This is a genomic window from Micromonospora sp. NPDC005413 (assembly GCF_040606435.1).
GTDB lineage: Bacteria > Actinomycetota > Actinomycetes > Mycobacteriales > Micromonosporaceae > Micromonospora.
The window spans coordinates 25170-36872 of record NZ_JBEXEV010000002.1; the positions used below are offsets into that span (position 1 = coordinate 25170).

12 protein-coding genes are annotated in these 11703 nt (G+C 71.8%); 3 read left to right on the forward strand and 9 right to left on the reverse strand.

Annotated elements, in window-relative coordinates; all coding sequences use genetic code 11:
- Positions 1–80 precede the first annotated feature (80 nt).
- The 8 genes from ABZS37_RS02855 to ABZS37_RS02890 all read right to left on the reverse strand — a co-directional run bounded on the left by ABZS37_RS02855 (position 81) and on the right by ABZS37_RS02890 (position 8910).
- Positions 81–854, reverse strand: coding sequence for a fumarylacetoacetate hydrolase family protein (locus tag ABZS37_RS02855; RefSeq protein WP_355165108.1), 774 nt, complete (start codon positions 852–854; stop codon positions 81–83).
- Positions 851–1966 (reverse strand): 4-hydroxy-2-oxovalerate aldolase, encoded by a 1116-nt coding sequence (gene dmpG, locus ABZS37_RS02860; RefSeq protein ID WP_355165109.1) that lies wholly within the window; start codon positions 1964–1966, stop codon positions 851–853. Before dmpG ends, ABZS37_RS02855 begins: the two co-directional genes overlap by 4 nt.
- Positions 1963–2898, reverse strand: a complete 936-nt coding sequence (locus ABZS37_RS02865) for an acetaldehyde dehydrogenase (acetylating) (RefSeq protein ID WP_355165110.1) — start codon at positions 2896–2898, stop codon at positions 1963–1965. Before ABZS37_RS02865 ends, dmpG begins: the two co-directional genes overlap by 4 nt.
- A 46-nt stretch (positions 2899–2944) precedes the next feature.
- Positions 2945–3739 carry a fumarylacetoacetate hydrolase family protein gene (locus ABZS37_RS02870; RefSeq protein WP_355165111.1) on the reverse strand — a complete coding sequence of 265 codons (795 nt, stop codon included), beginning with the start codon at positions 3737–3739 and terminating at the stop codon, positions 2945–2947.
- A 23-nt stretch (positions 3740–3762) separates the two neighbouring features.
- Positions 3763–5244, reverse strand: coding sequence for a 2-hydroxymuconic semialdehyde dehydrogenase (locus ABZS37_RS02875; RefSeq protein ID WP_355165843.1), 1482 nt, complete (start codon positions 5242–5244; stop codon positions 3763–3765).
- Positions 5245–5267: 23 nt separating this feature from the next.
- A complete protein-coding gene (locus ABZS37_RS02880; protein ID WP_355165112.1) occupies positions 5268–6596 on the reverse strand; it encodes an NAD(P)/FAD-dependent oxidoreductase in 1329 nt (442 codons plus the stop codon).
- Complete coding sequence (gene kynU, locus ABZS37_RS02885; RefSeq protein WP_355165845.1) at positions 6593–7933, reverse strand: kynureninase; 1341 nt, start codon at positions 7931–7933, stop codon at positions 6593–6595. Before kynU ends, ABZS37_RS02880 begins: the two co-directional genes overlap by 4 nt.
- 74 nt (positions 7934–8007) lie before the next feature.
- Entirely contained in the window at positions 8008–8910 is a 903-nt protein-coding gene (locus ABZS37_RS02890) for a tryptophan 2,3-dioxygenase family protein (RefSeq protein ID WP_355165113.1), read from the reverse strand.
- Positions 8911–9056: 146 nt separating this feature from the next.
- Here ABZS37_RS02890 and ABZS37_RS02895 point away from each other — a divergent pair, with 146 nt between their 5' ends.
- The 3 genes from ABZS37_RS02895 to ABZS37_RS02905 all read left to right on the forward strand — a co-directional run bounded on the left by ABZS37_RS02895 (position 9057) and on the right by ABZS37_RS02905 (position 11000).
- Positions 9057–9521, forward strand: coding sequence for an Lrp/AsnC family transcriptional regulator (locus ABZS37_RS02895; protein WP_355165114.1), 465 nt, complete (start codon positions 9057–9059; stop codon positions 9519–9521).
- A gap of 105 nt (positions 9522–9626) precedes the next feature.
- On the forward strand, positions 9627–10151 hold the full coding sequence (locus tag ABZS37_RS02900) for a hypothetical protein (protein ID WP_355165115.1): 525 nt from the start codon (positions 9627–9629) through the stop codon (positions 10149–10151).
- A 75-nt stretch (positions 10152–10226) separates the two neighbouring features.
- On the forward strand, positions 10227–11000 hold the full coding sequence (locus ABZS37_RS02905) for a class F sortase (RefSeq protein WP_355165847.1): 774 nt from the start codon (positions 10227–10229) through the stop codon (positions 10998–11000).
- On the opposite strand, the gene ABZS37_RS02910 is transcribed toward ABZS37_RS02905, so the two are convergent.
- Complete coding sequence (locus tag ABZS37_RS02910; protein ID WP_355165116.1) at positions 10946–11695, reverse strand: MerR family transcriptional regulator; 750 nt, start codon at positions 11693–11695, stop codon at positions 10946–10948. The genes ABZS37_RS02905 and ABZS37_RS02910 overlap by 55 nt on opposite strands.
- Between the last annotated feature and the right edge of the window lie 8 nt (positions 11696–11703).

The following is an 11703-nucleotide window of genomic DNA, read 5'->3' on the forward strand; positions in this document are numbered from 1 at the left end:
GGACTTGTGGTGCCCGAGAGAGTGCGTCTCGCACCTTTCGTCCCCCACCACAACTCCATGATCGACCAGGGTTAGGGGGGTCATGACGTTGCCTTTAGGGAGGCCGTGCCCAGCTTCTGCACCACCGCGCGGACGTGGGCGCCCGGACGTAGCGGGACTGCTGCGGTGGCGGCACCGGCCAGGAAGACCCAGCCGGACTGCAGACGCACTCCGTGCCGGCCCGCCAGCCGGATGCCCTCGTCGAGGGCCCGGCGCGGATCGCCGAGGATCGCCGCGGTCGAACCGACCTGCGCCACCCGCCCGTCGACCTCCAGCAGCACGCCCAGGTTGTCCAGACCCGCCGGCACCGGCGACCACGGCCCGATGACGAACGCGGCGGCCGACGTGTTGTCGGCGATCACGTCCGGCAGCGAGAAACGGAAGTCGGCGTACCGCGAGTCGATCAGCTCGATGGCCGGTGCGACCGCGCGGACCGCGCTGGCGAAGTCGCCGACCGGCTCGCCAGGCTCGGGCAGCCGGTCCAGCAGGAACGCCACCTCCGGCTCGACCCGGGGATGGATGTACGCGGCCGGGTCCACGGCACCGCCGTCGGGCACCCGCATCGCGTCGGTGAGCCGCCCCCAGATCACCTCGTCCACGCCGACCTGGGCCATCTTCGCCCTGCTGGTCAGCCCCATCTTCAGCCCGACCAGCCGCTCGCCCCGGTCGAGTCGACGCTGCACCAGCGCCGCCTGCACCCCGTACGCGGTCGGCACGTCCAGCCCCACCTCGGCGGCGAGCTGCGGAATCGCACTCGCGGAGTCGGCGGCCGCGCCCAGCTTTGCCGCGATACCCGCGGTGTCCACGCCGATCATGCTGCGTCATCCTTCGTTCGCGACTGCGGGGCTCGCAGACCCGGCTCACTCCTCGCACTCACCGGCTCCTTGCCCGCCAGATCGAGTGCCACGTCCACGATCATGTCCTCCTGGCCGCCGACCATCCGGCGGCGGCCCAACTCGACCAGGATCGAGCGGACGTCCACCCCGTACTTCGCGGAGGCCCGTTCGGCGTGCCGCAGGAAGCTGGAGTAGACCCCCGCGTACCCCAGGGAGAGCGTCTCCCGGTCCACCTGGACCGGCCGGTCCTGCAATGGGCGGACGATGTCGTCGGCGGCGTCCATCAGCGCGAACACGTCGCAGCCGTGCTTCCAGCCGTGCAGCTCGGCGACCGCGACGAAGACCTCCAGCGGTGCGTTGCCAGCGCCCGCGCCCATGCCGGCGAGGGAGGCGTCGACGCGGACGGTCCGGCCGGACGGGGAACCGAGCGGGCCGTCACCGAGGATCCGGCCGTGCTCGACGGCGAGCACGCTGTTGGCCACACCCAGGGACAGGTTGTGGTGGGCGTGGATGCCGATCTGCGTCTCCGGAGCGAGGACCTGCCGGTACGCGTCGACCCGCTGCGCCACGTCGGTCATCAGCAGCCGACCGCCGGAGTCGGTGACGTAGACGCAGTGCGCCCCGTACGACTCCATGAGCTTGGCCTGCCCGGCGAGCCCGGCCGGGTCATTCATGTGCGACATCATCAGGAAACCGGCCACGTCCATGCCGTTCTCCCGGGCCCAGGAGATGTGCTGGGCGGAGATGTCGGCCTCCGTGCAGTGGGTGGCGATCCGGACGCTGGTCACGCCGAGCGCCTTCGCCGCCTTCAGGTCGGCGATGGTGCCGATGCCGGGCAGCAGCAGGGTGGTCAGCTTCGCCGAGGTCAGCACCTCGGCGGCTGCCGAGATCCACTCGGCGTCGCTCGCCGCGCCGTGGCCGTAGTTGACGCTGGAGCCGGCGAGCCCGTCGCCGTGGGCCACCTCGATCGCGGCCACCCCGGCGGCGTCCAGCGCGGCGGCGATCGTGCGCACCTGGTCGACGGTGTACCGGTGGGCGATGGCGTGCATGCCGTCGCGCAGCGTCACATCCTGGATGTACAGGTCCGTCATGGCGCGGCCACCTCCGAAGAACGCAGGGCGACCAGCCGCTCGGCGGTACGCAGCGCGGCGGAGGTCATGATGTCCAGGTTGCCGGCGTACGCCGGCAGGTAGTGCCCGGCACCGGAGACCTCCAGGAAGACCGACACCTGCAGCGCGGTGAGCTGCCGCCCGAGCGTCGGCAGGTACGCCTGGACCCGGTCGAACTGCACGTCCTGCTTGAGCCGGTAGCCGGGGACGTACTCCTGGACCGTGGCCACCATGTCCGCGACCGAGGCGGCGATGGCGGCGGTGTCGGCGTCGGCGTCCGGGCAGAGGCAGTAGACGGTGTCGCGCATCAGCAGCGGTGGGTCCGCCGGGTTCAGCACGATGATCGCCTTGCCCCGTTCGGCGCCGCCGACCACCTCGATGGCGCGGGCCGTGGTCTCGGTGAACTCGTCGATGTTGGCCCGGGTGCCCGGCCCGGCCGAGCGGGACGCGATCGACGCGACGATCTCGCCGTACGCCACCGGGGTGATCCGACGCACCGCGGCGACGATCGGCACGGTCGCCTGCCCGCCGCAGGTCACCATGTTGACGTTCGGCTCGTGCAGGTGCTCGTCGAGGTTGACCGGTGGCACCACGTACGGGCCGATGGCGGCCGGGGTCAGGTCGACCACCGTGCGGCCGTGCGCGCGCAGCACCTCGTCGTGGTGTCGGTGCGCGCCGGCCGAGGTGGCGTCGAAGACCAGCTCGACGTCGGCGAACTCGGGCATCGCGACGAGCCCGTCCACACCGTCGGCGGTGGTGGCGACGCCGAGCCGGCGGGCCCGGGCCAGGCCGTCGGAGGCCGGGTCGATGCCGGCCATCGCCACCATCCGCAGCTCACTACTGAGCCGCAACACCTTGATCATCAGGTCGGTGCCGATGTTGCCGGAACCGAGCACCGCCACACCGACGCTCATGCTGTTCCACCTTTCGTTCCCGACTGTGGGGCTCGCAGGACCGCGTTCACTGGCCCTCCCGCGAGAAGCAGGTGCGCACCGAGCCGAGCCCGGAGATCCGTGCCTCGTACGCGCCGCCCGGCGTGACCGGCACCATCGGGCCGAGCGCCCCGGAGAGCACCACGTCCCCGGCACGCAACGGGTCACCGGCGCGAGCGAGGGTGCCGGCCAGCCACTGCAGGGCGTGCAGCGGGTTGCCCAGGCAGGCCGCGCCCGCGCCCACCGAGACCGGCTCGCCGGCGTGCTCCAGCACCATTCCGCAGAGCCGCAGGTCGACGTCGGCGAGCCGGCGCGGCGACGTGCCGAGCACGAAGAGCCCACTGGAGGCGTTGTCGGCGACGGTGTCGACGATGGAGATGTCCCAGGCGGCGATCCGCGAGTCGACGATCTCGATCGCCGGCAGCAGGTGGTCGACCGCGCGGATCAGGTCGACCGTGGTGATCTGCGGGTCCGACAGGTCCTTGGCGAGCACGAACGCGATCTCCGCCTCGACCCGCGGCTGAAGCAGCCGGTCGATGGCCACCTCGACGCCGTCACCGACCGCCATGGCGTCGGTCAGCATGCCGAAATCGGGCTGGAACACCCCGAAGGTCTCCTGCACCGCCCGGGAGGTCAGCCCGATCTTTGCGCCGACCCGGCGCTCGCCGCGACCCTGCCAGGCCCGCGCCTGAAGCTGCTGCACACGGTACGCGGACTCGACGTCCCCCTCCGCCAGCAGCCGGCCGCGTAGTGGTGGACACGGCTTGCCAGTGCTGCGGGCGTCAGCCAACTCCCGGTTGGCGGCCTCGATGTCAACTTTCATGCCCACTCCTCGCTGCGGTGCGCTCACGACAGGTCCACGCAGACGTTGGTGAGTTCGGAGTAGAAGTTCAGCGAGTGCACGCCACCCTCGCGGCCGATGCCGGACGCCTTCACCCCGCCGAACGGGGTGCGCAGGTCGCGCAGGAACCACGTGTTGACCCAGACGATGCCGGCGTCCAGCCGTGCCCCGGCCCGGTGCGCGACGCCCACGTCCCGGGTCCACACGGTCGCCGCCAGGCCGTACTCGGTGCCGTTCGCCAGGGCGTACGCCTCGTCCTCGGTGTCGAACGGGGCGACATGCACCACCGGGCCGAAGATCTCTGCACGGTTGGTCCGGGCGTCGGGGCCGAGCCCGGTGAGCACCGTCGGCTGCACGTACGACCCGCCGTCGCGGGTGTCACCGAAAGTGGGCGCGCCGCCCCCGGTGAGCACCTCGGCGCCCTCGGCGCGGGCCAACTCGTACGCGCCGAGCACCTTCGCCCGGTGCTGGTGGGAGATCAGCGGCATGGTGGCGGTGGCCTCGTCGGTCGGCCAGCCGTACGCCAGCTCGCCGGCCCGCTTCGCGAGCCGGGCGGTGAACTCCTCGAAGACCGGGCGCTGCACGTAGAGACGTTCGGTGCAGAGGCACACCTGCCCACCGTTGGTGAAGCTGGAACGCACCGAGCCGGCCACCGCGGCGTCCAGGTCGGCGTCGGCGAAGACCAGGCCGGCGTTCTTGCCGCCCAGCTCGAAGCTCACCGCCTTCACCCCGTCGGCGGCGGCCCGCATGATCGCACCGCCGGTGGCCGACTCGCCGGTGAAGGTGATCGCGTCGACCCCCGGGTGGCGGGTGAGGAACTCACCGGCCGAGTCCGGCCCGAACCCGTGCACCAGGTTGAACACCCCGGCCGGTACGCCGGCGGCGGCCATCACCTCGGCGAGCAGCGTCGCCGAGGCGGGCGTCTCCTCGCTGGGCTTGACCACGACGGCGTTGCCGCAGGCCAGCGCCGGGGCCACCTTCCAGGTGAGCAGCAGCAGCGGCAGGTTCCACGGCACGATGACCGCGACCACGCCGACCGGCTTTCGGAGCGCGTAGTTGAGCGCCCGGCCGCCGGTCGGGGTGACCGTCGTGAACGACTCGGTGGGCGCGGTCGCCACGATCTCCGCGAACGCCCGGAAATTCGCCGCGCCACGCGGGATGTCCAGCGTGCGGGCCTGGGCGATGGACTTGCCGGTGTCGGCGACCTCGGCGGTGACCAGATCGTCGAAGCGGCGCTCCAGCTCGTCGGCAACCCGGTGCAGCACTTCGGCGCGTTCCCGCTCGCCCATCCGGCCCCACGGCCCGCGCATCGCCGCCCGGGCAGCGGCAACCGCGTCGTCCACGGTGGACGTCGACGCCTCGGTCACCTCGAAGACCGGCTCCCCGGTCACCGGGCTGACCTTCGTGAACGTCGGCCCGCCGTCGACGAACTCACCGGCGACGAAGTTGCGCAACCGCTGCGGGCCGACCGGCGCATGGCCGGTCATCAGTCGTGGATCCCAGGTGCCGGTCATGCACGCCTCCCTCGCCTCAGCGCCGCGCCGATCAGCAGCAGCGCGGCCCCACCGACGACCGCGCCGAGCACCCGGTGTTGCCGGCGCACCCGGCGGCGAACCTCCGCGTACGGGGTGGTGGAGAAGGACACCAACTCGTACTGGGAAACGTACCGACCGGGCAGGGCACGTTCCAGTGCGTGCTCCACCCGCCGACCGAGCTGGAAGACCGGGGAGGCGACCTTGTCCCGCATCTCGACGAAGTTGGTCAGTGCCATCGTCGCGATGGCCTCGGCGTTCTCCTGCCGACGTCGTTGGAACAGCGGCAGCGCCGCCGCCCAGTCGTCGGCGCACTCGTCCAGGCAACGGTCCAGCTCGACGACGTCCTCGAAGGCGCAGTTGGCGCCCTGGCCGTAGAACGGCACGATCGCGTGCGCCGCGTCGCCGAGCAGGCCGACGGTCCCGTTGACCTGCCAGGGAGTGCAGCGGACCGTGCCGAGGACGCCCACCGGGTTGTGCTGGTAGTCGTCGACCAGGTTCGGGGCCAGCGGAATCACGTCGGGGTAGTGCTCGGCGAAGTGCCGTTCGATCTCCGTCGGGCTGGTCAGCGAGGCGAAGCTGCCGGCACCCTCGTTGGGCCAGAACAGCGTGCAGGTGAAGGAGCGGTCCGGATTCGGCAGCGCGATCATCATCGAGGTGCCGCGCGGCCAGATGTGCAGCGCGTCCGGGTCCAGGGCGAAGTCGCCGCCCAACGGCGGGATCGTCAGCTCCTTGTAGCCGTAGTCGAGGAGGTCCACGCTCTCGCGCAGCAACCCGTACGCCAGCAACTGCCCGCGCACCGCGGAACCGGCGCCGTCGGCACCCAGCACGACCGACGCCTTGGCCGCGACCGGGCCCTGCGGGGTCTCGAAGCTCAGGGCGCCGTCGGTCGGATCGAGCCCGACCAGCCGGTGGTCGAAGACGATCCGCACCCCGGGCAGCGCGGCGGCCTCGTCCAGCAGGGCGTTGTTCAGCGCACCCCGGCTGATCGAGTTGATCGCCCGGTCACCGGCCGCGCTGTACGACTGGAACTGCTGCTCCCCCTCGACCGGATGGATTATCCGACCGCGCATCGGCAGCGCGTCGGCCATGACCTGCTCGGCCAGCCCGATCCGGCGCAACGCGTCCAGCCCGCGCTCGGAGAGCGCCAGGTTGATGGAGCGACCACGCTCGGCCGTGCCGGTACGCGGGTCGGGCCGGCGCTCGTAGAGGGCCACCGGGTAACCGCGCCGGGCCAGGAAGCAGGCGGCCAGACAGCCGGCCAGCCCAGCGCCGATGATCGCGATCTCGTCGCGTCGCGCGGTCATGCTGTGCCGCCTTTCGGTCCCGACTGCGGGGCTCGCAGCCCCGGCTCACTCCTCGCGCTCACCGAGGACACCGTCGCCGCGAGCGCGGCGGCGGCCCGCCAACAGTCGTGGTACGTGGAGTAGAGCGGCACCGGGGCGAACCGGACGATGTCCGGCTCACGGGCGTCGGCGATGACGCCGTGTTCGTACCGCAGGCGTTTGGTCAGCTCGGCGGCGCTGCCGGTGCCGATGCGCACCGAGAGTTGGCAGCCCCGCCGGGCCGGGTCGCGCGGGGTGACCACGCGCAGCGGCCGGTCGGCGACGACCTCGTCGAGCAGCGACTCCAGCCAACCGGTGAGCCGCTGGCTGCGCGCGCGCAGCGCCGGCATGCCGACCGCGTCGAACAGCTCCAGCGAGGTACGCACCGGCCCCATCGCGAAGATCGGCGGGTTGGAGATCTGCCACGCCTCCACGGTGGCCGGCGGCCGGGACACCGGCGTCATCTCGAACCGGGTGGCCGCCGCGGTGCTCCACCACCCCTCGAAGCGGGGCAGGTCGGGGTCGCCGAGGTGCCGCTCGTGCACGAAGACGCCCGCCAGCGCGCCCGGCCCGGAGTTCAGGTACTTGTAGGAGCACCAGGCGGCGAAGTCGACGTCCCAGTCGTGCAGGGCCAGCGGCACGTTGCCGACCGCGTGCGCCAGGTCCCAACCGACCACCGCGCCGGCCGCCCGGCCGGCAGCCGTGATCGCCGGGATGTCCAGCAGCTCGCCGGTGAGGTAGTTGACGCCGCCGAGCAGCACCAGCGCCACCTGGTCACCCTCGGCGGCCAGATAGTCGGTCACGTCCTCGGTGCGCAGGGCGTCCTCGCCGGAGCGCGGGCGCAGCCGGACCACGGTGTCGTCCGGGTCCAGGCCGTGGAACCGGGCCTGGCTGCGCACGGCGTAACTGTCCGAGGGGAACGCGGCGTCCTCGATGACGATGCGGGTGCGGGCGCCGGCCGGACGGTAGAAACTCACCATCAGCAGGTGCAGGTTGACCGTGAGCGAGTTCATCACCACGGTCTCCGCGGGGCGGGCGCCGACGAGTCGTGCGGCCGGCGCGGTCAACAACTCGTGGTACGGCAGCCAGGCGCGCTCCGCATCGAGGTGCCCCTCGACGCCGAGTCGCCCCCAGGCGTCCAGGTCGGCCAGGAGTTCGTCGCGGGTGGCCCGAGGTTGCAGGCCGAGCGAGTTGCCAGCGAGGTACGCCGACTCGGGGTGGTCGCCGCCGTCGGCCGGCGGCACGTGGAACAGGTGCCGATGGCCCGGGTCGGCCTCGTCGCGGCGGTGGGCCTGCGCTTCGCCAGCGGCGAAGCCCAGTGGCTCAGCTTCGCCGGCCGCACATGCCGGTGGTTCGGTTTCAGGGGTGTGCACAGGGGTGTCTCGCTCTCCGGTCACATCGCGGTGCGGGCCGACCACAGCTCCGGGAAGACCACCCGGGCCATGCTGCGCTGCAACCACGCCAGTCCGGCGGAACCGCCGCTGCCGACCTTGGCGCCCATTGTGCGCTGCACCGCCTTGACGTGGTTCCACCGCCAGTCGCCGAACTCCTCGGCGACTCCGCTCAGCGCCTCGCCGAGCATCCGCAGGTGGTTGTCCGGGCCGTTGTCGGCGTAGATCCGGACCCAGGCCGCCTCGACCGACGGCTGCGGGTCGTGCTCGACGGCAACGTCCCGGTTGAGCAGGTCGGCGGGGAGGTCGAAGCCGCGCCGGGCGAGCAGCGCGACCACGTCGTCCCAGAGGCTTGGGGTGGCCAACGCGGCGCTCAGCGCGGCGTGCACCTCGGTCTGCCGGCGGAACGGCCGGATCAGCGTCGGATCGCGCAGCCCGAGCAGGAACTCCAGGTGCCGGTACATGGCCGACTGGAAGCCGGAGCCCTCGCCGAGCAGGTTGCGGAACCGGTTGAAGTCGGCCGGGGTCATCCAGCGCAGGCCCTGCCAGGCGGCGTTGAGCCCCTCCAGGTGCAACGAGGCGCGGCGCAGCGGGGCCAGCGCCTCCCACACCTGGTCGGCGCGGATCAACCGCTGCGTCTCCCGCAACTCGTGGCAGGTCAGCCCGAAGTACAGCTCCATGATCTGGCTGACCATCAGGAAGGACATCTCGCCCGGGTCGCTGCTCAGTGGCTGTTGCAGCCTGTGCAGGGCGCTGGCCTGCACGTACGCGTCGTAGGGCACCAGTTCGGCGAACTCCAGCGTCGGCTCGCCGCCGTTGCGCGCGGCGCGAGCGGCCCGCTGCCGTGGGGTCACCGGTCGCACCGTGACGGGGCGGTTCGGCGCCCGCCGCTCCGTCTGATCCACCATTGGTCTCCCTCCCCGGACTGGTCAACGTCATGATCTCGCGGTCGGGTCGGCCTGCGGAATGCCGGATTGACGGCTCTCGCGGCGTTCTCCTGGCAAACCAAAGGCAACTAGGCGAAGTCGGTTCACGAAAGTAAGGTCTGAGCGTGGACGACATGGACTGGGCGTTACTGCGCGAGTTGCAGGCCGACGCGCGGCTCTCCTTCAGCGAGTTGTCCCGGCGGGTGCACCTGTCGCCACCTGCGGTCGCCGAGCGGGTTCGCCGGCTGGAGGAGACCGGGGTCATCACCGGCTACCACGCCCACGTCGACCTGAGCCGAGCAGGCCGTACCGTGGTCGCGCTGATCCGGATGTCCTGTTACGGCGCGCGATGCATCCTGCACGATCCGGCGGTCGCCGGCTGGCCGGAGATCCTGGAGATCCATCGGATCACCGGGGACGCGTGCAGCATGCTGAAGGTGGCCGCCGGCTCGATCGGCGACTTCGAGGGGGTCATCGACAGGCTTGCCCCGTACGGCCAGCCGTCGAGCACGATGGTTCTCTCCTCCCCGCTGAGCTGGCAGCCGATCACCCCACTCCCCTCCTCCGGAGTCACCCCGCGCCAGCGCTGACCCGCCCCACCCTGCCCGCCTGCGGGTTTGCCCCCGCGCCAGCGGGAAAGCAGCGCACGTGCCCAGGGGAGGGTTCCGGCGGTCGTCGCCGGTTGGGGGGAAATCATGCAGGGTATCCGCACGATCAACCGCGCGCTCTCGTCCGCACTGACACTGGTGGGGCTGGTCGGGGCGTTCGTCCTGATGTCGGTCGCGCCAGCGCGTGCCGGTGAGAACACCTTCGTCGAGGTGACGCCGAACAGCGCCCAGGCCGGTAGCCGGGTCACCATCCGGGCGAGCTGCGACAACGACAACAACAACCGGCGGTCCAACGTGCACTCCGATGCGTTCGGGGACGTGATGCTCAAACCGGACAAGGGGTTCCTGACCGCGCAGGTCACCATCCCGGCTGACAAGCAGGCCGGTGACTACCCGGTCGACCTGCGCTGTGAGAAGGGCCAGACGGCCTCGACCACGCTGACCGTGCTGAACATGGCCTCACCCAGCAAGGGACCGGCGACCGGGGGCGGCGGAATGGCCGGCGGTCGCGGTACCGGCTCACTGCTGGTGCTCGGCGGCGTAGCGCTGGTGGCCACCGTGATCGCGCTCGGAATGGTGGGCGGCCGACGCCGGACCGGAGCCGGCTCCTGAGCCGGATGACCCATGACCCGCAGATCCGCGCGTGCGCGGCCGGACCGCCGCGCCCGCTTCCGGGCCGGGCCGGCGCTGCGTGCCTCCGGCCGGCTGGCGGCCCGCGCCTCCGGCCGGCTGCGCCGGGTCGCCGGGCAGGCCGTGTCGGCCAGCGTCGCCACCACCGATCCGGCCGCCCGCCCGCTGCCACCGAGCCGACCGACCGGATCGCCGTTGGCCCGGCGCCTGATCGGTACGGGGCCGGGATTGCCGGTGCTGGCCGTCGCCGCGCTGATGGTGCTGATCGTGGCGATGCTCAGCATCGAGCAGGTGACCGGAATGAGCCTGTTGCCGGACCGGCTCACCGCTGGCCTGCGACCGCCACCGAAGAAGTTCCCGGTGCTGTCAGCCAGCCGTCCGACCAGCCTCGCCATTGAAAAGATCGACCTGCAGGCGCCCGTGCACGACGTGGGCATCGCCCCGGACGGCACGATCGCCGTGCCGGACGCGGCCCGCGCCCAGGAGGCCGGCTGGTACGACCAGGGGCCAACCCCCGGCCAGTACGGCCCGGCGGTGATCGTCGGTCACGTCGACACCACCAGCGGGCCGGCGGTCTTCCACCAACTGCGCGAGCTGCGCCCCGGCGACCAGGTCGAGGTCACCCGCACCGACCGGAGCGTGGCGGTCTTCGAGGTGAATTCGGTGGAGAAGTTCGACAAGGGGGGGCTGCCGGTGAACGAGGTGTACGGCGACTTCAGCCGCCCGAGCCTCCGGCTGATCACCTGCGGCGGCCAATGGGTCGGCGGCGAGACCGGCTATGCGGACAATGTCGTGGTCTTCGCCTCGTTAATCAAGGCTCGTGGTGGTTGACGTCCGGTGTCCGCCTCGATGTACTCGGCGAGCCGGGCGGCCCCGGTGAGCATGGCTCGACCGCGCTCGGTGAGCCGCTTGCGCCACTGGCTCAGCGACGCGGCGAGCGGTTCGGCGCCTCCGGCGTCGCGCACTCGGCTCACCACGTTGGCGATGTGGTCGAGCCGGTACCCGCCCCGGCGCAGCAGGTGGGCGAGTTCGGCGTCGCGGACGTCGTCTGGTGAGTAGGCGCGGTGCCGGGTCGCGGGATCGCGTTCCGGCTGGAGAATCCCGGCCAACTCCCACTTGCGCAGAGTCGCGGGTCGCAGACCGAGTCGGTGTGCCAGCAGGCTGATCGGCACGGCTTTACGGCTCTGTGGTGCGGGCTTCGTTCCGGTGAGAGTCGCGACCGCCGTCTCGACCGTGTCCAGGGTCTCCCGGTCGCGCTGGAGCAGAGCATGGCTCTGGTCGATCGTGCGCAGTGCCGTGTCGATCTCGCCCCGGTTGACCGCGCGCATGATGTCGCCGCTGGCCGCATAGCCGTGACCCACGATCAGCGCGAGGTAGGCGCTCAGCGCCTTGGCGTGCAGATCGGTGAACCGGCGGTAGCCGTTGGAGGTGCGCTCGGCCGGCGGCAGGACGCCCTGGCGTTCGTAGTTGCGGACGGCCTGCGCGGAGAGGCCGTGCCGGCGCGCGAGATCGGCTGGTCGGTGCACCCTTGGGT